The sequence below is a fragment of the Streptomyces sp. TSRI0281 genome (genome assembly GCF_001905125.1).
Classification (GTDB): Bacteria; Actinomycetota; Actinomycetes; order Streptomycetales; family Streptomycetaceae; genus Streptomyces.
On sequence record NZ_LWLE01000023.1, the window covers coordinates 66,413 to 88,676 of the forward strand.

The 22,264-nt window shown below is 70.6% G+C and carries 18 protein-coding genes and 2 tRNA genes; 8 read left to right on the forward strand and 12 right to left on the reverse strand.

Annotated features, from left to right (window positions below; translation table 11 throughout):
- Positions 1-120: 120 nt before the first annotated feature.
- The 4 genes from A6A29_RS25395 to A6A29_RS25410 form a co-directional block, all read right to left on the reverse strand.
- Positions 121-804 carry an ATP-dependent Clp protease proteolytic subunit gene (locus A6A29_RS25395; protein ID WP_073723177.1) on the reverse strand — a complete coding sequence of 228 codons (684 nt, stop codon included), beginning with the start codon at positions 802-804 and terminating at the stop codon, positions 121-123.
- 79 nt (positions 805-883) lie between these two features.
- Positions 884-1,489: an ATP-dependent Clp protease proteolytic subunit gene (locus tag A6A29_RS25400; protein ID WP_073723895.1), complete on the reverse strand. Its 606-nt coding sequence runs from the start codon at positions 1,487-1,489 to the stop codon at positions 884-886.
- 291 nt (positions 1,490-1,780) lie between these two features.
- A complete protein-coding gene (tig, locus tag A6A29_RS25405; RefSeq protein ID WP_073723179.1) occupies positions 1,781-3,175 on the reverse strand; it encodes a trigger factor in 1,395 nt (464 codons plus the stop codon).
- A 150-nt stretch (positions 3,176-3,325) separates the two neighbouring features.
- Positions 3,326-3,402 (reverse strand) — tRNA-Pro (locus A6A29_RS25410).
- Positions 3,403-3,570: 168 nt separating this feature from the next.
- Between A6A29_RS25410 and A6A29_RS25415 the strand changes: the two genes are divergently transcribed.
- Positions 3,571-3,644 (forward strand) — tRNA-Gly (locus tag A6A29_RS25415).
- A gap of 111 nt (positions 3,645-3,755) precedes the next feature.
- Here the strand turns inward: A6A29_RS25415 and A6A29_RS25420 are convergent.
- Positions 3,756-3,950: a hypothetical protein gene (locus A6A29_RS25420; protein ID WP_073723181.1), complete on the reverse strand. Its 195-nt coding sequence runs from the start codon at positions 3,948-3,950 to the stop codon at positions 3,756-3,758.
- 521 nt (positions 3,951-4,471) lie between these two features.
- On the opposite strand from A6A29_RS25420, the gene A6A29_RS25425 reads away from it, so the two are divergent.
- Positions 4,472-5,638 carry an acyltransferase family protein gene (locus tag A6A29_RS25425; RefSeq protein WP_073723183.1) on the forward strand — a complete coding sequence of 389 codons (1,167 nt, stop codon included), beginning with the start codon at positions 4,472-4,474 and terminating at the stop codon, positions 5,636-5,638.
- Positions 5,639-5,769: 131 nt separating this feature from the next.
- On the opposite strand, the gene A6A29_RS25430 is transcribed toward A6A29_RS25425, so the two are convergent.
- From A6A29_RS25430 to A6A29_RS25440, 3 genes are read right to left on the reverse strand one after another with little or no spacing between them, the layout of a single operon-like run.
- A complete protein-coding gene (locus A6A29_RS25430) occupies positions 5,770-6,270 on the reverse strand; it encodes an HD domain-containing protein (protein ID WP_073723185.1) in 501 nt (166 codons plus the stop codon).
- Positions 6,271-6,298: 28 nt separating this feature from the next.
- Entirely contained in the window at positions 6,299-8,761 is a 2,463-nt protein-coding gene (locus A6A29_RS25435; protein WP_073723187.1) for an ABC transporter permease, read from the reverse strand.
- Positions 8,761-9,627 (reverse strand): ABC transporter ATP-binding protein, encoded by an 867-nt coding sequence (locus A6A29_RS25440; protein WP_073723189.1) that lies wholly within the window; start codon positions 9,625-9,627, stop codon positions 8,761-8,763. Before A6A29_RS25440 ends, A6A29_RS25435 begins: the two co-directional genes overlap by 1 nt.
- A gap of 331 nt (positions 9,628-9,958) precedes the next feature.
- Between A6A29_RS25440 and A6A29_RS25445 the strand changes: the two genes are divergently transcribed.
- On the forward strand, positions 9,959-11,173 hold the full coding sequence (locus A6A29_RS25445; protein WP_073723897.1) for a cation:proton antiporter: 1,215 nt from the start codon (positions 9,959-9,961) through the stop codon (positions 11,171-11,173).
- A gap of 123 nt (positions 11,174-11,296) precedes the next feature.
- On the opposite strand, the gene A6A29_RS25450 is transcribed toward A6A29_RS25445, so the two are convergent.
- Entirely contained in the window at positions 11,297-12,442 is a 1,146-nt protein-coding gene (locus A6A29_RS25450) for a PP2C family protein-serine/threonine phosphatase (RefSeq protein ID WP_073723191.1), read from the reverse strand.
- Positions 12,443-12,547: 105 nt separating this feature from the next.
- Here A6A29_RS25450 and A6A29_RS25455 point away from each other — a divergent pair, with 105 nt between their 5' ends.
- A complete protein-coding gene (locus tag A6A29_RS25455) occupies positions 12,548-13,780 on the forward strand; it encodes a GNAT family N-acetyltransferase (RefSeq protein ID WP_073723193.1) in 1,233 nt (410 codons plus the stop codon).
- 125 nt (positions 13,781-13,905) lie between these two features.
- On the opposite strand, the gene A6A29_RS25460 is transcribed toward A6A29_RS25455, so the two are convergent.
- Entirely contained in the window at positions 13,906-14,718 is an 813-nt protein-coding gene (locus tag A6A29_RS25460; RefSeq protein ID WP_073723195.1) for an Fpg/Nei family DNA glycosylase, read from the reverse strand.
- 105 nt (positions 14,719-14,823) lie between these two features.
- Positions 14,824-15,312 carry a ribose-5-phosphate isomerase gene (locus A6A29_RS25465; RefSeq protein ID WP_073723197.1) on the reverse strand — a complete coding sequence of 163 codons (489 nt, stop codon included), beginning with the start codon at positions 15,310-15,312 and terminating at the stop codon, positions 14,824-14,826.
- Between the two features lie 222 nt (positions 15,313-15,534).
- On the opposite strand from A6A29_RS25465, the gene A6A29_RS25470 reads away from it, so the two are divergent.
- Both A6A29_RS25470 and A6A29_RS25475 read left to right on the forward strand, forming a co-directional pair.
- On the forward strand, positions 15,535-16,980 hold the full coding sequence (locus tag A6A29_RS25470; protein WP_073723199.1) for an amino acid permease: 1,446 nt from the start codon (positions 15,535-15,537) through the stop codon (positions 16,978-16,980).
- Positions 16,981-17,073: 93 nt separating this feature from the next.
- Positions 17,074-18,366, forward strand: a complete 1,293-nt coding sequence (locus A6A29_RS25475; RefSeq protein ID WP_073723201.1) for an FAD-binding oxidoreductase — start codon at positions 17,074-17,076, stop codon at positions 18,364-18,366.
- On the opposite strand, the gene A6A29_RS25480 is transcribed toward A6A29_RS25475, so the two are convergent.
- Entirely contained in the window at positions 18,347-18,940 is a 594-nt protein-coding gene (locus A6A29_RS25480) for a biotin transporter BioY (RefSeq protein ID WP_073723203.1), read from the reverse strand. The genes A6A29_RS25475 and A6A29_RS25480 overlap by 20 nt on opposite strands.
- Positions 18,941-19,260: 320 nt before the next feature.
- On the opposite strand from A6A29_RS25480, the gene A6A29_RS25485 reads away from it, so the two are divergent.
- Positions 19,261-20,718 (forward strand): amino acid permease, encoded by a 1,458-nt coding sequence (locus tag A6A29_RS25485; protein ID WP_073723205.1) that lies wholly within the window; start codon positions 19,261-19,263, stop codon positions 20,716-20,718.
- A 119-nt stretch (positions 20,719-20,837) separates the two neighbouring features.
- Positions 20,838-22,253: an amino acid permease gene (locus tag A6A29_RS25490; RefSeq protein ID WP_073723207.1), complete on the forward strand. Its 1,416-nt coding sequence runs from the start codon at positions 20,838-20,840 to the stop codon at positions 22,251-22,253.
- Positions 22,254-22,264: the final 11 nt, after the last annotated feature.

Sequence of the window (22,264 nt, forward strand, 5' to 3'; positions counted from 1 at the left end):
AGCGACTCCTGGTGCCTCTATCCGACGGTACCTTGCCTAGCCCCCCGTTCGGGCCCCCCTTGGCACGGTTCACACGGTCCGGACCGTGTGACCGTCATGCGCCAAGGGGAAAGACCGACGTCAGACGGCCGCGCCGGCCGTGGTCTTACGGGTGGAGACGATCTGGTCCACCAGACCGTACGCGAGGGCGTCATCGGCCGTGAGGATCTTGTCGCGCTCGATGTCCTCGCTGATCTTCTCCAGCGGGGTGGTGGAGTGCTTGGCCAGCATCTCCTCCAGCTGCGAACGCATCCGCAGGATCTCGTTGGCCGCGATCTCCAGGTCGGAGAGCTGCTCGCGGCCGGTCTGCGAGGACGGCTGGTGGATGAGCACCCGGGCGTGCGGGAGCGCCATGCGCTTGCCCGGCGTGCCCGCGGCCAGCAGGACGGCGGCGGCGGAGGCCGCCTGGCCCATGCAGACCGTCTGGATGTCCGGCTTCACGAACTGCATCGTGTCGTAGATCGCGGTGAGCGCGGTGAACGAGCCGCCGGGGCTGTTGATGTAGATCGAGATGTCGCGGTCCGGGTCCATCGACTCCAGGCACAGCAGCTGCGCCATGACGTCGTTGGCCGAGGCGTCGTCGATCTGGACGCCGAGGAAGATCACGCGCTCCTCGAAGAGCTTCGCGTACGGGTCGTACTCACGCACACCCTGCGAGGTGCGCTCCACGAAGCGCGGGACGACGTAGCGGTTGTCCACCTGCGGGCCGGTGTAGAGGCCGCTCGCGGAGGCGCCGGGGAAGTTGTTCATGTGGGTGTTCACCATCCTGGTGGCGTTCTGTGGGCTGGGGATCTCGGTGTACGAGAGGTGCGCGGAAGGTGCTGCCGGTCCGGTAGAGGCCGGATCAGGCACCGGTGCCGCCGCCGCCCGGGATGCCCGACGCGAACGTGATGATCTCGTCGATGAGGCCGTACTCCTTGGCCTCCTCCGCGGTGTACCAGCGGTCGCGGTCGCCGTCGCGGATGATCGTTTCCACGGTCTGGCCGGAGTGGTGGGCGGTGATCTCCGCCATCCGCTTCTTGGTACGGAGCAGGTACTCGGCCTGGATCTTGATGTCCGAGGCGGTACCGCCGATGCCGGCCGAACCCTGGTGCATGAGGATGTCGGTGTTCGGGAGCGCGAAGCGCTTGCCCGTGGAGCCGCCGGTGAGCAGGAACTGGCCCATCGAGGCCGCCATGCCCATGCCGATGGTGACCACGTCGTTCGGGATGTACTGCATGGTGTCGTAGACCGCCATGCCGGCCGTCACCGAACCGCCGGGGCTGTTGATGTAGAGGTAGATGTCCTTGTCCGGGTCGGCGGCAAGGAGGAGAAGCTGTGCGGTGATCTTGTTGGCGATGTCATCGTCGACCTGCTGACCGAGGAAGATGATGCGCTCGCCGAGCAGTCGGCTGTAGACCTGGTCACCGAGGCCTCCACCGAGGGACGGCTCTCCGGCGGCGTAGGGCATCAGATTCGTCACGTATCCACCTGCTCGTCTCTGACGGCTCCGGCCGTCTCAGCGTCTTCGTACCGGGTGGGCGGGGACTCCCCCACCCTTCCTATTCATGGACCCTAACGCGCAGGTAGGACAACGCCATCCCGCTTCCCCAACTGTTCGCTGGGAGCGCAAGGTCAGCTGTGGGCACAAGGGTTCCGGTGGTCGCACGGCGATACGACGACGGGCCCCGGACGCGGTGCGTCCGGGGCCCGTCGTGCGGACCGGTCCGTGCGGATCAGCCGGAGCCGATCAGCGCGGGACTCAGGCCTCGGTCTTCTCCGTGGACTGCTCCTCGGCGGCGGCCTCGGTGGTCTCCTCGGCCGCGGCCTCGGTGGCCTCGTCCTCGTCGTCCTCGAGGTCGACGACCTCACCGTTGGTGTCGACGACCTTGGCGGCCTCGACGACCACGGCCAGCGCCTTGCCGCGGGCGACCTCGCCGACGAGCATCGGCACCTGGCCGCCCTCGACGACGGCCTGGGCGAACTGGTCGGGGCTCATGCCGGAGGAAGCGGCACGCCGCATGAGGTGCTCGGTGAGCTCCTCCTGGTTGACGTTCAGCTTCTCCTTGTTGACGAGCTCGTCAAGGATGAACTGGGTCTTGATGCCCTTGATCGCCTGCTCGGCGGTCTCGGCCTCGAACTCCTCAAGGGTCTTGCCCTGGATCTCCAGGTACTTCTCCAGGTCGAGACCCATCTGGCCGAGCTGGTGGTGCTCCAGGTTGTGCTTGCGGGTCTGGACCTCGTCCGCGAGGAGCTTCTCGGGGATCGGGACCTCGGCGAGCTTCAGCAGCTCGTCCAGGACGCGCTCCTGGGCCTGGGTGGCCTGGTCGTACTGCTTGGTGTTCTCCAGGCGCTTGCGGCTGTCCGCCTTCAGCTCGTCGAGCGTGTCGAACTCGCTCGCCATCTGGGCGAAGTCGTCGTCCAGCTCGGGAAGCTCGCGGGCGGCGACGGCGGTGACCTTGACGGTGACCTCCGCGGCCTTGCCCTCGGCGGAGCCGCCCTTCAGCTCGGAGGTGAAGGTGGCCTCGCCACCGGCCTCCAGGCCGGTCACGGCCTCGTCGATGCCGTCGAGGAGCTCGCCGGAACCGATGGTGTACGAGACACCGGCGGCCACGCCGTCCTCCAGGACCTCTCCGTCGACCTTGGCCTCCAGGTCGATCGTCACGACGTCACCCTCGGCGGCGGCGCGCTCGACCGGGTTGGTGGAGGCGAAGCGCTCGCGGAGCTGCTCCACGGCCTTCTCGACGTCCTCATCGGTGACCTCAAGGGCGTCCACGGTGACCTCGATGCCGGAGTAGTCCGGGATCTCGATCTCGGGGCGTACGTCAACCTCGGCAGTGAAGGCCAGCAGTTCGCCGTCCTTCAGCTCGGTGATGTCGACCTCGGGCTGGCCGAGGACGTTCAGCTCACCCTCGTTGACGGCCTCGGTGTAGAACTTCGGGAGGGCGTCGTTGACGGCCTCCTCCAGCACCGCACCACGGCCGAACCGCTGGTCGATGACCCGGGCAGGGATCTTGCCCTTGCGGAAGCCCTTCACCGTGACCTGCTGGTTGATCTTCTTGTACGCCGCGTCGAGGCTGTCCTTGAGCTCCTCGAAGGGCACCTCAATGCTGAGCCGAACCCGGGTCGGGTTCAGGGTCTCCACGGCGCTCTTCACGGTTCGGTCTCCTTGGTGGCTGACTTCTTGGGGTTCTGCTGGGCCGCCGAGAGGCGGCTTCGCGGACCGAGCCCGGTACATCAGACACACGGGCACGCATTTTGCATAGTAACGGCAAGGAGGATGACTCCCACAATGCGATCTTGCTGGTGGTCGGGGTGGCCGGATTCGAACCGACGACCTTCCGCTCCCAAAGCGGACGCGCTACCAAGCTGCGCCACACCCCGTCGGTGCGACACGTAGGGTACATGCAGAAGGGCAGTGCTTCCGCCGATTTACCCGGCGGCCCGCCACCCGGCCGCCCGCCGGCCGGCACAACGGGTGTGCGGACCGGTCCACCGACCCGCTACGATGCTCTTCGTGCCGCGGTCGCAGTGACCTGCGGTGCGGTGCTTGCGGGCGTAGCTCAATGGTAGAGCCCTAGTCTTCCAAACTAGCTACGCGGGTTCGATTCCCGTCGCCCGCTCCATGCGTGGGCCCGGTCCGGCGATCCGATCGCCGAACCGGGCCTTTTGCGTGCCACGTGGGTGCCGCGTGCCCCGTGCGCGCCTCCGGTGCGGGGCGCGGAACGGGTCGCGGGTCAGAAGCTGATCTGGTTGATGGTGTCCGCTATCGAGTTCATGAACCTGTTGATCGACGGCGCCATGCCGGTCGATGCCAGGAAGAAGCCGAACAGCACTGCCACGATCGCGGGCCCGGCCTTGATGGATCCACCACGGATCAGCACCACCAGGATGACCGCGAACAGCAGCACCATAGACAGTGAAATAGCCACGTCTGATCACACCCTTGGTCGGTCCGCCTTGCCGGCCCGGAAGCGCACACCAGAGCGCGCCCCGTTGCCTCCATCGTGCCACCAACTCCCCTGTGGTTGCTGCCGCCTGATGAATCAACCTGACCGGATTCCGCCATCCTCGCGGCCGGGATCCGATGAACACGGGTCACCGCGGGGCGAGTCGGGGCGCGGCGGGAGCGGGTTCGGCCCGTGCTGACGGGGCTTCACCGACAACTGCGCGCGGGCTGTGGGTGAACGGTGAGTACGCCGCCGAGGACACGGGGCCGAATATGAATCACAGTGATCGTTTCCGTATCCCCACAGTTCGTTCACAGGCTTTTACGGGCGCGACATGCGACGTAATTCACTTGGTCCAACTCGCCGCCGATATGCCCTGTTTAAGCAGGATCAATCGTGTCATAACGGTCGGTGTTTGGTAGTTTCACTTTCGAATGGGCGGGAACACGCAATATCTCGTGGTCGTTTTACGAATGACAATCGACGGGTCTAAGGTGCCTTAGATGTTCCAAGCTCCGAGCGTATTTCAGAGGGCCCCGCTCCCCCCAGCGCCCCGGGAGTCGGAGCCCAGACACGTGCAGACCATGACGGCCACCAGGACTCCCCCCACCTCGGTGCCGGTCACCCCGCCGGGCACGGCGTCGGCGGCCTCGCCGGCCAGGAAACGTGACCCCTACTTCGACAATGTGAAGTATCTGGCCATCGTGCTCGTCGCGGTGGCGCACGCCTGGGAACCGGTGATGGACGGCAGCCGTGCCACCCGGGCCCTGTATCTCGTCGTATATACGTTCCACATGCCGGCCTTCATCCTTATCTCCGGCTATTTCTCCCGCTCCTTCGACATGACGCCCGCCAAGGTGAAGCGCCTGGTCACCGGCGTGGCCGTGCCGTACGTCCTGTTCGAGACCGCGTACGCGCTGTTCAAGCGGTACGCGGGCGGCTCGGCCGACGAACCGGTCAGCCTGCTCGATCCGCTGTTCCTGACCTGGTTCCTGGTCGCCCTCTTCATCTGGCGGGTCACCACACCGATGTGGCGCACGCTGCGCCATCCGCTGCCGGTCGCGCTCGCGATCGCCGTGCTCGCCTCCGTGTCGCCGGACATCGGCGACGACCTCGATCTCCAGCGGGTCCTGCAGTTCCTGCCGTTCTTCGTGCTGGGCCTGATCATGAAGCCCGAGCACTTCGACCTGGTCAGGCGGCGCGAGGTGCGGCTGCTGTCCCTGCCGCTGTTCGCGGGGGCCCTGCTGTTCGCCTACTGGGCCGCCCCCCGTATGCAGCTCGGCTGGTTCTACCGCAGCGACAGCGCGCAGGAACTGGACGCTCCGTGGTGGTCGGGCGCGGTGATGTCACTGGCGATGTTCGGGTGCGCGCTGGTGCTGACCGCCGGATTCCTGGCCTGGGTGCCGCGCCGCCGCATGTGGTTCACGGTGCTGGGTGCCGGGACCATCTGCGGCTATCTGCTGCACGGTTTCCTGATCAAGGGCGCCGGATACGCCGGTCTCTTCGACCGCTACGAGTGGCTCGCCGATCCGGTCGGGCTGATCGTCGTCTCGGTCGTCGCCGCCGGAGCGGTGACGCTCCTGTGCACTCCGCCGGTGCGCCGCGCGCTGCGGTTCGCCACCGAGCCGGACATGAAGTGGGCGTTCCGGCGGAACGCCGCCGAACGCTGAACCTCCGCACCGGTACGACGTACGGGCCCTGCCGGACTGTCCGGCAGGGCCCGTACGTGTCTGTTGCGGTGCGGAGGTCCGTACGGCTGTGCCGGTACGGATCTGCCGGTACGGATCTGCCGGTACGGCTGTCAGTGCGCCGCCGGGTTGGCTTGATCCCGTGGGTCGGTGGGCGATTCGGCCCCCGTGAGACCCAACAGGCCGCGTACCTGCGCATATTTCGCTGTCAGCCGGGTACGGGTCGCCGGTTCCAGGACCGCGAGGCGGGCCGGGTCGGCGTTGTGGGCCAGGTCCGACTCCTTGATCAGCAGGGCGCCGGGGGTGGCGAGGATCCGTCCGGTGTACGCGGACAGGTCCTCGCCGGCCCGTTTGGTGACGGCGAGGACCATGTCCTTGACCTGTTGCGGCAGCGCCGCCCCGGCCAGCCAGCCGGCCGTGAGCGCGTCGTCCTCGATCGCGTCGTGGAGCCAGGCGGCGGCGATCTGTTCGTCGCTGCCGCCGCGGACCCGTACCCCCTCGGCGACCGCCGCGAGGTGTTCGGCGTACGGGCGTCCCGCCTTGTCCTTCTGGGTCGCGTGGGCCGTGCGGGCGATCGCCTCGATCTCGGCCAGGGTCAGATACGGGGTGGACACGGCCCCGACTGTACGGGCGGGCGGCGGCTCAGCGCAGGGCCGCCCGAGCGGGTATGGCGGTCGCGCCGAGCCCCAGGAGCACCGTCACCGCGGCGAACGAGCCGTACAGCATCGGCGGGATGTACGGGGCTTCGCCCGTCAGGCCCTTCATCATCGGGACGAGCGTGGCCAGGGCGATGCCCGTACCGAGGGCGATGCCCGCGCCCGTGACCAGCAGGGCCTCCCAGCGGATCATGCCCATGACCTGACGCCGGGTGGAGCCGACCAGACGGAGCACGGTCAGTTCGCGGCGGCGGTCCAGGACCGTCATGACCAGGGTGTTGACGGCGGCGACCGCGGCGAATCCGCCGAGGACCGCTGCCATGACCGTGTTGGCCCAGGCGCTGAGCTCCCGCTGCTGGTTCTGGGCGGCGGCGTAGCCGGAGGAGTCGGTGACGGTGCCCAGTGCGGCGAGTTCACCGGCCGCGGCCGGGGTGGCGCGGACCAGGACGTCCGAGGCGTACGGCGAGGTCACATGGTCCTCGATGTCGGCCGCGGGCAGCGTGACGAGCGAGATGCCGAGGCCGCGGCCGTAGACGGCGACCACCTTCGGGGAAGCCTTCGTGCCGTCCGGGAGGTACAGCGCGAGCCGGTCGCCGGTGGTGACCTCGGCCGACGTCGCGAGGGTGGTGTCGATGGCGACGGTGCCGGGGCGCAGCGCGTCGAGTGTCCCCGTACGGACATCGAGGTCCTGGACCCGTCCGAGGTCGGCGGCCGAACCGATGACCCCCTGGGCGGATGCGGTGGCCAGGTACCTCTCGGAGGAGCCTCCGCTGGGTACCAGGACGGAACTGCGGACCAGACCGACCGCGGTGGAGACCCCGGGGGTCGCGGCGGCGCGGGCGGTGGCGTCGGAGGCCAGTCCCGCCGGGTCGGAGACGATGTGATCGGCGGTGATGCCGTCGCGCTGCTGGTGCTCGACGGCCCGGTTCTCGCTCGTGTGCATGAAGACGAGGGTCGAGGAGAAGGCCATGGCGAGCACGATCGGGGTGATCGCGGAGGCCAGTCGGCGGGCGTTCGTACGGGAGTTGGCCGCGGCCAGTGACCCGGAGGCGCCCGCGGCGCGCAGCGGGAGGCCGAGGACGCTCGCGCAGACGCGGGCGATCACCGGGCCGAGCAGGGCGACGGCCATCATGAAGAACATGACCACGCCGAGTGCGGCGTTGGCGGCGTCCTCGCCGGTCTGGGAGGCGGCGACGCCCGCGAAGACGCCACCGCCGACGAGGGCGATGACACCCAGCGGCGTACGGATCCGGCCGAACGGGGAGCCCTCCACGGCGGTCTGGGCGAGGGCCAGGCCGGGCTTGGTCTTCGCGGGACGGCGGGCGGCCAGGTATCCGGCGAGCAGCGCGGTGAGCACCGTCGCGGCGACGGCGACGCCCAGCGGCAGCGGGCCGATGTCGAGCCGTACCGCGTCGGGGATCGCCCCCTTGTCCTTCAGCCGGCCGAACCACCAGTTCGCCAGGGCGATTCCGGGCAGGGTGCCGAGTGCTCCGGCGAGCGGGGCGACGAGCAGGGATTCGGTGGCGATGGTGCGGCGCAGCTGGCGCGGGGTGGCTCCGATCGCGCGCAGCAGGGCGAACTCACGGCCGCGCTGGCCGACGGAGAGCGCGACCGTACCGGCGGCGGTGAAGACGGCGACCACGGCGGCGATGCCGCCGAAGGAGCCGCCGAGTCCGGTGAGGAGTTCCTCGGCGCTCGCGAGGCCGGGGTCCTCGACGCCGCCCCGGTCGTCGCCGGTGTGGACCTGGGCGGCGTGCTCGGTGCCCATGGCCCGGCCGACCTGGGCGGCGAGGGTGTCGGCGGTGGTGCCGGGGGCGGCGAGTACGGCGATGGCGTCGACCCGGCCGGGGTGGCCGGAGACGGTGCCCGCCTGCCGGTCGGTGAACCAGAGGGTGGCGTCGGTGGCGGTGGTGCCCGAGACGCGGAACTCGTGGGGGCCCGCCGGGGTGTCCAGGGTGATGGTGTCGCCGACCCGGCCCTCGATGCCGCTGCCGATGACGACTTCGCCGGTCTTCGGCGCGTCACCGGTGACCAGTTCCGTACCGGTGAAGGCGGTGGAGCCCCAGCCGTGGGCGGTGAGGGGGGTCCGGTCCTGCTGCACGGGGACGGTGAGGTCCCCGATCGCGGCGGACGCGCCCGGGACGGCCGCGGCCTTCTTCACGAGGGATTCGGGCAGCCGTGCGGTGTCCGGGAGTACGGCGGTCGTTTCGTACGCCGCGTCGCCGCGGCCGGAGGTCACACTGACCTGCTGGTCGGCGGCGACGAGCACGGGGGCCTTGGCGTACCGGTCGGCGGGGACGGAGGCGGTGAGGCCGGTCTGGAGCAGGATGCCGCAGGCGGAGACGATCGCGGCGGCCATCAGCAGCGCGACGAAGGTCCCGACGAACGAGGAGGGCCGGAAGCGGACTGCCGCGCGGGCCAGGCCGTTCGGGAGGTGCGGGGTGAACATCAGGCTGCCGCTCCCGCGTATGCGTGGGCGGGGGCGGTGAGGGCGGTCATCCGGGCGGCGATCCGCTCGGCGGTGGCGTGCGGCAGGCTGTCCGCGATCTCCCCGTCGGCGAGGAAGAGCACGCGGTCGGCCCAGGCGGCGGCCGCCGGGTCGTGGGTGACCATGACGACGGTCGCGCCGAGGCTGTCCACGGCGTGCCGGAGCAGGGCGAGGATCTCGACGGCGGTGGTGGTGTCGAGGGCGCCGGTCGGTTCGTCGGCGAAGATCACATCGGGTTCGGTGACCAGGGCGCGGGCGATGGCGACACGTTGCTGCTGGCCGCCGGAGAGCTGGCCGGGTCGGCGGTCGCCCTTGCCGGCGAGGCCGACCCTGGTGAGCATGTCGGCGGCGCTGCGGCGGGCGGCGGATCCGGTGCCCCGACCGGCCAGCCGCATGGGCAGGATGATGTTCTGTTCGACCGTCAGGGACGGCAGCAGGTTGAACGCCTGGAAGACGAAGCCGAGTCGGCTGCGGCGCAGCTCGGTGAGCTTGTTCTCGCTCATGCCGGTGATCTCGGTGCCGCCGAGGCGTACGGACCCTTCGGTCGGCCGGTCGAGTCCGGCCGCGCACTGGAGGAAGGTCGACTTCCCTGATCCGGAGGGGCCCATCACGGCGGTGAAGCTGCCGCGCGGGAGGGTCAGGTCGATGCCGCGCAGGGCGTGGACGGTGGCGGAGCCGCGGCCGTACCGCCGCTGGACGCCCCGCAGTTCGACGGCCGCGTCGGCGTGAGCGTGCTGCCCGTGGGCGCCCTGCGGGTCCCGTGCGACCTGCGAGCTCTGCGCGTCCCGCGAGCTCTGCGCGGTGCGCCTCGTGCGTCGCAGCCCCATGGTGTTCCGTCCTTCCGTCGCCCTGCTTGATCGATACCTCGAACGTACGGATCACGGGGTGTCCCGGGCCATGGCGGCTACTGGTGGATCAGGGGTGGGGATTGCCCCACCCTCGACGGATTCCACAGGGGCCCGGACGGATCGCACGGGGGCCCGGGGACGGAACCGGCAGGGGCCTCGGGGACGGAATAGGCAAGGGTCCCGGGGCAGATCCCACGGGGGCATAGTTGCGACGTCAATCGTTCGGTAAACTAATTACTGACGATTTCTTGACGCCCTCTTGACCTACCGAAGGACCAAGCTCATCGGACACGCAGACACGCTCATCGCCATGGGCGGCGCCTTCCTGGCCGCCGCCGTCCTCGCCCGCGTCGGCGGCCGTATCGGACTGCCGACCATCCCCCTGTTCATCCTGGCCGGAATCCTGCTCGGCCCGCACACCCCCGGCATCGTTCTCGTCGCCGACCCGCACGAGCTGGAGATGCTCTCCGCACTCGGTCTCGTGCTGCTGCTCTTCTATCTGGGACTTGAGTTCCACCTCGACGACCTCAAGACGGGCGGGCGCAAGATGGCGCTCGCCGGCGGCGCCTATCTCGCGCTGAACGTCGGCGCGGGTCTCGGCTTCGGCTTCGCCCTGGGCTGGGGCACCTCGGAGGCGCTGGTCCTCGCCGGGGTCCTCGGCATCTCGTCGTCGGCCATCGTCACCAAGGTCCTGGTCGACCTCGGGCGCATCGGCAATCCGGAGACCAGGCCGATCCTCGGCATCATCGTCGTCGAGGACGTCTTCCTCGCCCTGTACCTGGCCGCTCTCCAGCCGATCCTTTCCGGTGCGGACAGCCTCTCCGCCGCGGTCGTCGACGGCGGAAAGGCGTTCGGCTTCCTGCTGCTGCTCGCCCTGGTGGCCCGCTTCGGCACCAAGGTCATCTCCAAGCTGATCAACACCAAGGACGACGAACTCCTCGTCATCTCCTTCCTCGGTGCCGCGGTCTTCGTCGCCGGGGTCTCCGAGTGGTTCGGTGTGGCCGACGCGATCGGCGCCTTCATGGTCGGTCTGATGCTCGGCAGTACGACGTCGGGCGGCCGGATCCTCAAGCTGGTCCACCCGCTGCGGGACGCCTTCGGGGCGATCTTCTTCTTCGCCTTCGGCCTTTCCATCGATCCGGGCGACCTGCCGAGCGTGGTGTGGCCGGTGCTCGCGGCCGTCGCGGTGACCATGGCGATGAACGTGTTCGCGGGGCTCGCCGCGGCCAAGGTGTACACCTTCGGGCCGCAGGCCACGGCGAACATCTCCACCACCCTGCTGGCCCGCGGCGAGTTCGCGCTGATCCTGGCCACGATGGCGGCAGGCGCCGGTCTGGACGAACGGCTCTCCCCGTTCATCGCGGGCTATGTGCTCGTCCTCGCCGTCCTCGCACCGCTGGCGGCCGGACGCTCGCACTGGCTCGCCCGGATTCTGCCCGGCGGCCGGACAAAGGGCGGGGACGGGGACGGCGGCGGAGACGGGAACGGGGATCCGAATCCGGGGAAGATTCCGGTGACGGCCTGAGGCGGCGGCGCGGGGCGCCCCGGTTCCGCACCTTTCGGTGACGGGGCACCCCCGCGTTGACGTCCGAGTGATATCGCCGGTTTGCGTACGGTTCGCTGATCGGCGGCGGCGTCGGCGCGCGGCTCAGGCGCGGCGGGACAGCAACAGCAGCGCGCGGTCGTCGTTGACGTCCTTCGCGCAGGCCTCGATCAGGTGCCAGGCCGCACCCTCGAAGCCGGTGGTGACATAGCGGTCGGCCTCACCGGTCAGCCGGTCGATGCCCTCGGCCATGTCCCGGTCGGACGCCTCCACCAGGCCGTCCGTGAACAGCATCAGCACGTCCCCGGGCGCCAGTCGGCCCTTCACCGCGTCGAACTGCGCCCCGTCGTAGACCCCGAGCAGCGGCCCCTCCCCGGACATCTCCTCCCAGTGACCGCTGCCCGCGTGCAGTTGGAGGGCGGGCGGATGACCTGCCGAGAGGATCTCGTAGTCGCCCGACTCCAGGTCCAGGACCAGATGGATCGAGGTCGCGAAGCCCTCGTCCCAGTCCTGGCGCAGCAGATAGCCGTTGGCCGCGGGCAGGAAGCCGTGCGGGGGCAGCGAGCCGAGGAGCCCGCCGAAGGCGCCGGACAGCAGCAGGGCGCGGGAACCCGCGTCCATGCCCTTGCCGGACACATCGGTCAGTACGGCCTCCAGGGTGCGCCCGCCGTTGGTCCGGGCCGCGACGACGAAGTCGCCGGAGAAGGACTGGCCGCCCGCGGGGCGCAGCGCCATCTCCCGGTGCCAGCCCTGCGGCAGCCGGGGCAGGGCGCTCTGCACCCGGATGCGTTCGCGCAGGTCGAAGAGCATCGTGCCGCCGCGCCGCCACGGGACCCCGACGCGGGCCCGGAACTGCGCGAGGATCAGGCCGAAGAACCCGCAGGCCGCGACCACCAGGACGGTGCCCGGGGTGACCCGGGCCGGGCCGTCCGCGTACGGGCCGAGCGTGAGGGCCTCCACGATCAGCGCGACGGCCGCCGTCGCGTACAGGCCCAGCAGGCTGGCGGGCCGCAGCAGCAGACCGCCCGCCACGATCGGCAGGACGAGGGCGGCCGGGGCGCACCACACCGGGTTCAGCACCGTGGCGCAGGTGATGGCCGGGACGGTCAGCAACAGGCCGACGAGCGCGATCCAGTCGGAGCCGTCACCGCGGAAGTAGTCGACCCCGGATTTGCGCAGCGCGATGCGCGCCCGGTGCGCCGACTTCCGCCAGCGGGCCGGGTACGCGTCCACTCCTCCGCGACGGTCCATTGCGGGGACTTTATCCACCCGGCCGCCTCCGGTGCAGGGGGACCCCGGTGACAATGTGTTCGAAAACGGGTCGCTTGTCCGCCGACGCCCTGGTAGGGATGGCATATGACTACAGAACTCCGGGTTCTCCGGCCCTCCGAATGGGACAACTGGATCACCTGCCTGGAGCGTGGCTTCGGCGCGGTGCCCAGCTCTCCGGAGGCGCGGGAGCTCTGGCTCGCCCTCACCGAGTACGAGCGGTTCCTCGGGCTGTGGGACGGCGCCGAATGCGTGGGGACGACGGGGGCGTACAGCTTCCGGCTGACCGTGCCGGGCGGGGCCGCCGTGCCCGCCGCCGGGGTGACCATGGTGAGCGTCGCCGCGACGCACCGCAGACGCGGAGCGCTCACCGGGATGATGCGGCGTCAGCTCGACGACGTCCGCTCCTGGGGTGAGCCGCTGGCCGTGCTGACGGCCTCGGAGCCGGCGATCTACGGACGCTTCGGTTACGGAGCCGCCGCCCGGGAGATGCACCTGGACATCGACACCGACCGTGTGCGGCTCGCCCGGCCGGCCGGTTCGGACGAGGTCCGGCTGCGGTACGCGGATCCAGTGGAGGCCCTGGCCGCCTGCGAGGCGGTGTACGCGCGGCTGGCGCCGGGGCGCCCGGGGACCCCGGTGCGCAGGCCGAACTGGGACCGTACCGCGGTGCTCGACCCCGAGCGGGAGCGGTCGGGCGCCTCTCCGTTGCAGTGTGTGCTCGCGGAGCGGGACGGGGAGGTCGTCGGGTACGCCACCTTCCGCACCAAGCCCGAGTGGGACCTGACCAGGCCCGCCGGCACGGTGGCGCTGCGGGATCTCGGGGCGCTCGATCCCGCCTCGTACGCCTCGCTGTGGCAGTTCCTCTTCGACATCGACCTGATGTCGACGGTCGAGTGCGGCAACCGGCCGGCGGACGACGCGCTCCTGCATCTCGTCTCCGATGTCCGGCGCTGCGATGTGCGCGTGCAGGACGGGCTGTACGTCCGGCTGGTGGAGGTGGGTGCGGCCCTGGAGGCGCGGACCTACCGGGCGCCGGTGGATGTGGTGCTGGAGGTCGAGGACGCGTTCTGCCCCTGGAACGAGGGGCGTTGGCGGCTCACCGCGGACGCGAAGGGCGTGGCCTCGTGCCGGCGGACGGAGGACGACGCGGATCTGGAGCTCTCGGTACGGGAACTGGGGTCGGCGTATCTCGGCGGGGTGTCGCTCGCCTCGCTGGCGGCGGCCGGGCGGGTGCGGGAACTGCGCACGGGAGCGCTGGCCGAGGCCGGGGCGGCGTTCTCCTGGGATGTGGAGCCGTGGCTGCCGCACGGGTTCTGAGCCGCGGCTTCCGGGGCCGCCGGTTCTGAGCCGGCCGGTTCTGAGGCCGCCGTTTCCGAGCCTGCCCGGCCCGAGCCCGCCGGGCCCGAGCGGCCCGGCGGGTTCGGCCGAGCGACCGGGTGGGCTCAGCCCGGCGGCTGGCAGGTGGGGCACCAGAAGAGGTTGCGGGCCGCCAGCGGGGCCGTGCGGATCTCGGTGTGGCAGATGTGGCAGGGCTGGTGCGTGCGCCGGTACACGTAGACCTCGCCGCCGTGGTCGTCCACGCGGGGCGCGCGCCCCATCGCCTCGGGCAGGTGCTCGGGGCGGACCGTGTCGATCCGGTTGTTCCGTACGCCCTCGCGCATCAGCATCACCAGGTCGGCCCAGATCGCGTCCCACTCGTGGCGGGTGAGGTCCTTGCCGGGGCGGTACGGGTCGATGCCGTGCCGGAACAGGACCTCGGCGCGGTAGACGTTGCCGACGCCCGCGATGACCTTCTGGTCCATCAGGAGGGCCGCGACGGTGATCCGGCTGCGGGAGATCCGCGACCAGGCCCGTTCGCCGTTCTCGCCGGTGCGCAGCGGGTCCGGGCCGAGGCGGTCGTGTATCGCGCGCTTCTCCGGCTCGGTGATCAGGGCGCAGGTGGTGGGCCCGCGCAGATCGGCGTGGTGGTCCCCGTTTGCCAGGCGCAGCCGCACGGTGTCGGTGGGCGGCGGCGCCGGGGCCGTACCGAAGCCGAGCTTGCCGAACAGGCCGAGGTGGATGTGGACCCAGCCGGTGCCCTCGAAGCCGAGGAAGAGGTGCTTGCCGTGGGCGTCCACCGCGTCCAGCACCCGGCCGTCGAGCAGGGCGGCGCTGTCGGCGAACTTGCCCTGCGGGCTGCTCACCCGTACCGGCAGCCCGGCGAATCTGTCCCGGTGGTCCGCGGCGAGGCGGTGGATGGTGTGTCCCTCGGGCACGGCCGGCTCCCTGTGCGATGCGGTGCGGTGGTGATGGTGCGGTGGTGATGGCATGACCGTGCCGCCGGGCGGGCCCGGCGGCACGGTGAAGCGGTGCGGGCCCGCTCAGCCCTGCTGCGGGTGGTGGGCCGGGATCGGGGGGAGCTCGCCCGTCGCCTCGTACGCCGACAGCATCTCGATGCGGCGCGTGTGACGCTCCTCGTTCGAGTACGGAGTGGCGAGGAAGATCTCGACGAACTTGGTGGACTCCTCCACCGAGTGCATCCGGCCGCCGATGGCGACCACATTGGCGTTGTTGTGCTCGCGGCCGAGCGCGGCGGTCTGCTCGCTCCAGGCCAGTGCGGCGCGGACGCCCTTGACCTTGTTGGCGGCGATCTGCTCGCCGTTGCCCGAGCCGCCGATCACGATGCCCAGGCTCTCCGGGTCCGCGGCCGTCCGCTCGGCGGCGCGCAGGCAGAACGGCGGGTAGTCGTCCTGGGCGTCATAGATGTGGGGGCCGCAGTCGACGGCTTCGTGGCCGTGGGCCTGGAGCCACTCGACGAGGTGGTTCTTGAGTTCGTAACCGGCATGGTCCGATCCGAGGTACACGCGCATGTGGCGAAGTGTGGCACGAACATCGCGGGGTAACCGTCAGCGGGGTCGGGACCCTCCACGGCGTCCGTGTGGGCAACACCACTCGGGCAACGATCCGGTCAACGTTTCGGAATGGGGGGTTCCGTTTCAACCGGATGCCGGGCTTGAATGCGTGCCCCGTCTCCGCACCACCACGCGGAGCCGGAGCCGACCCGCGTGACCGTAAACGTAAGGATCCGTTCCATGACGTCGCAGACGACGCTGGCGAAGTCAGGCGAGGAGCCCGGCGAGCCGGAAAAGCCGGTCTCCCCGGACGGGCTCCAGGCCGGTCTGAAGAACCGCCACCTCTCGATGATCGCGATCGGCGGTGTGATCGGTGCGGGCCTCTTCGTGGGGTCCAGCGCGGGCATCGCCGCCGCGGGACCGGCCATCCTCCTCTCCTACGCGCTCGTCGGCCTGATGGTCGTGTTCGTGATGCGGATGCTGGGCGAGATGGCCGTCGCCCGGCCGAGCTCCGGCTCCTTCTCCGCCTATGCCGACCAGGCGCTGGGCCGCTGGGCGGGCTTCTCCATCGGCTGGCTGTACTGGTTCTTCTGGGTCGTGGTGCTGGCCGTCGAGGCGACGGCCGGTGCCAAGATCCTGGAGGGCTGGATCCCGGGCGTGCCGCAGTGGGCCTGGGCGCTGATCGTGATGATCGTGCTCACCGCGACGAACCTGGTCTCGGTCGGTTCGTACGGGGAGTTCGAGTTCTGGTTCGCCGGGATCAAGGTCGTGGCGATCGGCGCCTTCGTGGTCGTCGGTCTGCTCGCCGTCTTCGGACTGCTGCCGGGGTCGGACAACCCGGGGTCCGGGCTCGCGCATCTCACCGACAGCGGAGGGTTCTTCCCCGAGGGGCCGGGCGCCATCCTCACCGGTGTGCTGATGGTCGTCTTCTCCTTCATGGGCAGCGAGATCGTGACCCTGGCGGCCGGTGAGTCCGAGAACCCGCAGCGTGCCGTGTCCAAGGCGACCAACAGCGTGATCTGGCGGATCGCGGTCTTCTACCTGGGCTCGATCTTCGTCGTCCTGACCCTGCTGCCGTGGAACGACCCGTCGATCCTCAAGGAGGGTTCGTACGTCGCCGCACTCAACTCCATCGGCATCCCGCACGCGGGCCAGGTCATGGATGTCATCGTGCTGACGGCCGTGCTGTCCTGTCTGAACTCCGGTCTCTACACGGCCTCCCGGATGGCGTTCTCCCTCGGCGGCCGGGGGGACGCGCCGAGGGCCTTCGCCCGGGTGAACAAGCGCGGGGTGCCGCAGGCGGCGATCCTGTCCTCCGTGGTGTTCGGCTTCGTCGCGGTGTTCTTCAACTACCAGTGGCCCGACACCGTCTTCCAGTTCCTGCTGAACTCCTCGGGCGCCGTCGCCCTGTTCGTCTGGCTGGTCATCTGCTTCACCCAGCTGCGGATGCGCGGGATCATCCTGCGCGAGTCCCCGGAGAAGCTCGTCGTACGGATGTGGCTGTTCCCGTATCTGACCTGGGCGACGATCGCGATGATCTCCTTCGTCCTGGTCTACATGCTGACCGACGACGCCGGGCGCGAGCAGGTGCTGCTCTCGCTGCTGGTCGCGGCGCTGGTGGTGGCGATCTCGCTGGTACGTGAGGCGCGCGGCCGCAGGGCCGCCAGGGCCACGGCCGACAAGTGATCCGATACCTGACGGCCGATGTCAGGTTTACCGGGGAGGCTCTCCCCCGCGACGCCCACCGGGTGCGTCGCGGGCGAATGGAGAGCCTCCCTCATGACGTACGCACCTGACACCTTCCAGACCGGCTTCCCGATCCGTCCCGACCGCGTCGTAGAGGCCACCGGCGCCGATGACGTGCGCGCCGCCGTGGCCCACGCCGCCGGGCGCGGGCTGCGGATCGCGGTCCACGCCACCGGGCACGGGCTGCCCGGCCCCGTCGAGGGCGGCGTACTGATCAGCACCCGCCGGATGGACTCCGTACGGATCGATCCGGAGCGCCGCACCGCCCTGCTCGGAGCGGGCGCCACCTGGGGGCAGGTGATCGCGGCCGCCGCCCCGCACGGGCTCGCCCCGCTGAACGGCTCGGCCCCGTCGGTGGGCGCCGTCTCCTACACGCTCGGCGGCGGGCTGGGCCTGCTGGCCCGGGAGTTCGGGTACGCCGCCGACCATGTGCGCTCCCTCGACGTGGTGACCGCCGACGGGGTGGCGCGCCGGGTCACCGCGGACAGCGAGCCCGAGCTGTTCTGGGGCCTGCGCGGCGGCGGGCACCGCCTGGGGGTGGTGACGGGCATGGAGATCGGCCTGGTGGCGGTGGACCGGCTGTACGGCGGCTCGGTCGCCTTCGACGGGGCGGGGGCCGACGAGGTCCTGGGCCGGTATCTGGAGTGGACCCGGACCGTTCCGCGGACCCTCAGCTCCTCGCTCGCGGCGATCCAGTACCCCGACGCCCCGCAGCTGCCCGGCGCGCTGCGGGGGCGGTACGTGGTCTCGGTGCGGGTGGCGTTCACGGGCGGTACGGCCGAGGGCGAGCGGCTGGTCGCGCCGCTGCGCGCGATCGGGCCCGCGCTCGCGGATTCGCTGCGGGAGATGCCGTACACCGACAGCCACACCATTCACAGCGACCCGCCGTTCCCGCACGCCTACTACGGCGACAGCGCGCTGCTGGGGGAGCTGGACGCGGGGCGGGCGGGGCGGGTGCTGGAGCTGACCGGGCCGAAGGCGCCGATGATGACGGTGGTCCAGCTCAACCACCTGGGCGGGGCGCTGGCCGAGCGGCCCGGGGTGGACAACGCGGTGCCGTACCGGGAGGCGGGCTTCCTGCTGCGGCTGCTGTCGCCGCTGGACGGTACGGATGTGGCGGCGGTACGGGACCTGTACGCGCGGGTGTCCGGGGTGCTGGCACCGGACGTCCTGGGCCGGTCGCTGAACTTCTCCTTCGGCGGCGGCGACCGCACCGAGGGCTTCCACGACCCCCGGACACGCGAGAGGCTCGCCGGTCTGGTCTCCCAGTACGATCCGGCGAGCCTCCTGCGCGGGCCCTACGGCATCAGCCGCGACGCCCGATGAGCTTCCAGGACGCGGGCAGCGCGCCCATGGCCAGCGCCGCCTTGAGGGCGTCGCCGATCAGGAACGGCACCAGACCGGCGGCGACGGCCGCGCCCATCGACATCCCGGTGGAGAACGCGAGGTAGGGCACGCCGACCGCGTAGATGACCGCGGAGCCGACCGCCATCGTGCCCGCGGTGCGCAGTACGGAGCGGTCGCCGCCGCGGCGGGCGAGACCGCCGACCACGGTGGCGGCGAGCAGCATGCCGAGCACATAGCCGAACGAGGCGCCGCCCGCGCCGGAGGAGCCCTCGGAGAACCACGGCATGCCGGCCATGCCGACGAGCGCGTACAGGGCGAGCGAGAGGAAGCCGCGGCGGGCGCCCAGCGCGGTGCCGATGAGGAGCGCGGCGAAGGTCTGGCCGGTGACGGGGACCGGGGAGCCGGGGACCGGGACGGCGATCTGGGCCGCGATGCCGGTGAGGGCGGCGCCGCCCATGACCAGGGCCGTGTCGACGGCGTAACGGTGCCGGGCTGCGGGCAGCAGGTCGGCGAGGACCGCTCCGGAACGGACGGGTGCGACTGCAGTGCTCATCGGGACTCCGCGGGTGAGGGCAGGCAGGGTGGGCGCGAGCACCGTGGGTGCAGGCGGGCTGGGGACATCCGGTGGAACAGCCGGGTGGAGACAGACTGGAGTTGACGTTAGCCCACGGGTTAACGCTCGATCACCGTCAGCCGCCCACAAAGCGGTGCCGGAGGGCATGGTGGGGTTCGCACAAAGACCGGCCCGCAATCATCCGCGGGCGTGACGATGGTCACTGAGCCTGGGGTGGAGCGGGCGCCTTCCGCCGGGAGGGGGCTCGCGGCGTGAGACTGTAGGTTCCCCATAAATGAGCCGAGAGTGACCCGCACCCCATGCACGACGTGCCTCCCCCCACGCACTCCCCCGTACCGGCCGAGCCGCTCTCCCACGGTCTGAAGCAGCGGCATCTGACGATGCTCGGCCTGGGAGGGGTGATCGGGGCCGGACTGTTCGTCGGGTCGGGCGCCGGGATCGCGGTGGCGGGCCCGGCCATCGTCGTCTCGTACCTGATCGCGGGAGCGCTCGCGATGCTGGTGATGCGGATGCTCGGCGAGATGTCGGCCGCCATGCCGGCCTCCGGCTCGTTCTCCGTGCACGCGGAGCGGGCGCTCGGCCGCTGGGCCGGGTTCAGCGCCGGCTGGCTCTACTGGTTCCTGCTGGTGGTGGTGCTCGCCGTGGAGGCGACGGCCGCCGCGCAGATCGCCCACGGCTGGGTGCCAGGGGTGGAACCGTGGGCCTGGGTGCTGGTCTTCATGGTGGTGTTCACCGTGGCCAACCTGACCGCCGTGAAGAACTTCGGGGAGTTCGAGTTCTGGTTCGCCGCGCTCAAGGTCGGCGCGATCGTGGCGTTCCTGGTGCTGGGGCTGCTGGCGGTCTTCGGTCTGCTCCCGGACACCGATCCGGTCGGGATGACCAACCTCACCGGGCAGGGCGGGTTCCTGCCGAACGGCTGGGACGGGGTGGTCTCCGGCGTACTGACCGTGGTCTTCGCCTTCGGCGGCCTGGAGGTCGTCACCATCGCGGCGGCCGAGACCGACGACCCGGCGCGGGCGGTGGGGCGCGCGGTGCGCAGCGCGGTGGTGCGCATCCTCTTCTTCTACGTCGGTTCGATGCTGGTCATCGTGACCGTGCTGCCGTGGACCGCGCAGCAGGCCGGGCTCAGCCCGTATGTGAAGGTGCTGGACTCCATCGGGGTGCCGTCCGCCGGGCAGATCATGAACATCGTGGTGTTCGTGGCGCTGCTGTCCGCGCTCAACGCCAATCTGTACGGCTCCTCGCGGATGATCTTCTCGCTGGCCGAGCGCGGCGAGGCGCCGCGCGGGCTGCTGAAGGTGTCGGGCGGCGGGCGGAAGCGCGGTGCCGAGGACGACGGCGGGGCAGGGGGCGGTCGTGGGGGAGGCGGTGTGCCGCGGCGGGCGGTGCTCGCGTCGGTGGCCTTCGGCTTCGTCTCCGTCCTGCTCAATCTGCGGTGGCCGGACACGGTCTTCCTCTACCTGCTCAACTCGGTCGGCGCGGTGCTGCTGTTCGTCTGGGCCCTGATCGCCGCCTCGCAGTTGCGGCTGCGTGCCCGGATCGAGCGCGAGGCACCGGAGGCGCTGACCCTGCGGATGTGGTGTTTCCCGTATCTGACCTGGCTGACGCTGGCCGGTCTGTTCGGGGTGCTGCTGCTGATGCTGAGCGATGACGCGGCCCGCACGCAGGTTCTGTGGTCGGCCGGGGCGACGGCGCTGGTGGTGCTGGTCTCGGTGGTGCGGGAGTTCCGGACCCGGCCGGGAGCTACTCTGGAGTAGGCGCGTGCGCACCTTGTGTGAGCCTCGTGACCGTATAGCGGACAGCTGTTCCTTGTGAGCGGGGGCCGTGCTCAGACTGTTGGCTCGTCCCCGTCTCACCTACCGAACTGAGCTCGTCCATGCCTCGGACCTCCGCGTCTCCCCCCACCGCTGACTCCGCAGCCGCCGGCACCGCCACGACCGACTCCGCTCTCACCCACGGCCTCAAGCAGCGCCACCTCTCGATGATCGCCCTGGGCGGGGTCATCGGGGCCGGGCTGTTCGTCGGTTCGGGCGCGGGCATCGCCGCCGCCGGGCCCTCGATCGTCATCGCCTACGGGATTTCCGGGCTGCTGGTCATGTTCGTGATGCGCATGCTCGGCGAGATGTCGGCCGCGAATCCGGTCTCCGGTTCCTTCTCCGTCCACGCGGAACGCGCGATCGGCCCCTGGGCGGGCTTCACCGCCGGATGGGCGTTCTGGGTGCTCCTGTGCGTCGCCGTCGGCCTGGAGGGCATCGGCGCCGCGAAGATCGTCACCGGCTGGCTGCCCGGCACCCCGGAGTGGGCCTGGGTCGCGCTGTTCATGGTGATGTTCCTCGGGACGAATCTGGCCGCCGTGAAGAAGTTCGGCGAGTTCGAGTTCTGGTTCGCCGCGCTGAAGGTCGTCGCGATCACGCTCTTCCTCGTCCTGGGTGTGCTGGCGATCCTCGGGGTGCTGCCCGGCACGGACGCGCCCGGCACCTCCAACCTCACGGGTGACGGCGGCTTCCTGCCCAACGGCTCCGACGGCTTCATCATCGGACTGCTCGCCTCCGTCTTCGCCTACGGCGGTCTGGAGACCGTCACCATCGCGGCCGCCGAGTCCGAGAACCCGGTGCGGGGCGTCGCGAAGGCGGTCCGGACGGCGATGTGGCGCATCGCGGTGTTCTACGTCGGCTCGATGGCGGTCATCGTCGCGCTGGTGCCGTGGGACGACCCGAAGGTCGTCGAGGTCGGCCCGTTCTACGCGGCACTGGACCACCTCGGCATCAGCGGCGCGGCGGAGATCATGAACGTGGTCATCCTGATCGCGCTGCTCTCCGCGATGAACGCCAACATCTACGGCGCCTCGCGCATGGCCTGCTCGCTCGTCGCACGCGGCCAGGGCCCGAAGCGGCTGGGCCGGATCACCTCCGGGGTGCCGCGCACGGCCGTTCTCGTCTCCTCCGTCTTCGGCTTCCTGTGCGTGCTGCTCAGCTACTGGCGGCCGGACGACGTCTTCCCGTGGCTGCTCAACATGATCGGCGCGGTGATCCTGGTGGTGTGGATCTTCATCGCCGTCTCGCAGCTGATCCTGCGCGGCCGGATGGAGCGGGAGGCGCCGGAGAAGCTGGTGGTGCGGATGTGGCTGTTCCCGGTGGGCACGGTGCTCGCGCTGGCGGCGATGGCCGGCATCTTCCTGCTGATGCTGCGGCAGCCCGGTACACGCGATCAGTTGCTGGCCACGGGGGCGCTGACCGCGGTGCTGATCGTCGTGGGGCTGCTGCGGCAGCGCCGGGGCGCCGCCGCGGGGTGAGCGCCGTGCCC

What these genes read in the sequence shown, in the direction of transcription:
- A6A29_RS25435 (WP_073723187.1), bottom strand. Translation starts at nt 8,761, where the DNA reads ATGTTCACCCCGCACCTCCCGAACGGCCTGGCCCGCGCGGCAGTCCGC.
- A6A29_RS25400 (WP_073723895.1), bottom strand. Translation starts at nt 1,489, where the DNA reads ATGCCCTACGCCGCCGGAGAGCCGTCCCTCGGTGGAGGCCTCGGTGAC.
- A6A29_RS25440 (WP_073723189.1), bottom strand. Translation starts at nt 9,627, where the DNA reads ATGGGGCTGCGACGCACGAGGCGCACCGCGCAGAGCTCGCGGGACGCG.
- A6A29_RS25455 (WP_073723193.1), top strand. Translation starts at nt 12,548, where the DNA reads ATGACTACAGAACTCCGGGTTCTCCGGCCCTCCGAATGGGACAACTGG.
- A6A29_RS25470 (WP_073723199.1), top strand. Translation starts at nt 15,535, where the DNA reads ATGACGTCGCAGACGACGCTGGCGAAGTCAGGCGAGGAGCCCGGCGAG.
- A6A29_RS25480 (WP_073723203.1), bottom strand. Translation starts at nt 18,940, where the DNA reads ATGAGCACTGCAGTCGCACCCGTCCGTTCCGGAGCGGTCCTCGCCGAC.
- A6A29_RS25485 (WP_073723205.1), top strand. Translation starts at nt 19,261, where the DNA reads ATGCACGACGTGCCTCCCCCCACGCACTCCCCCGTACCGGCCGAGCCG.
- A6A29_RS25445 (WP_073723897.1), top strand. Translation starts at nt 9,959, where the DNA reads ATGGGCGGCGCCTTCCTGGCCGCCGCCGTCCTCGCCCGCGTCGGCGGC.
- A6A29_RS25490 (WP_073723207.1), top strand. Translation starts at nt 20,838, where the DNA reads ATGCCTCGGACCTCCGCGTCTCCCCCCACCGCTGACTCCGCAGCCGCC.
- A6A29_RS25465 (WP_073723197.1), bottom strand. Translation starts at nt 15,312, where the DNA reads ATGCGCGTGTACCTCGGATCGGACCATGCCGGTTACGAACTCAAGAAC.
- A6A29_RS25395 (WP_073723177.1), bottom strand. Translation starts at nt 804, where the DNA reads ATGGTGAACACCCACATGAACAACTTCCCCGGCGCCTCCGCGAGCGGC.
- A6A29_RS25450 (WP_073723191.1), bottom strand. Translation starts at nt 12,442, where the DNA reads ATGGACCGTCGCGGAGGAGTGGACGCGTACCCGGCCCGCTGGCGGAAG.
- A6A29_RS25475 (WP_073723201.1), top strand. Translation starts at nt 17,074, where the DNA reads ATGACGTACGCACCTGACACCTTCCAGACCGGCTTCCCGATCCGTCCC.
- A6A29_RS25425 (WP_073723183.1), top strand. Translation starts at nt 4,472, where the DNA reads ATGTTCCAAGCTCCGAGCGTATTTCAGAGGGCCCCGCTCCCCCCAGCG.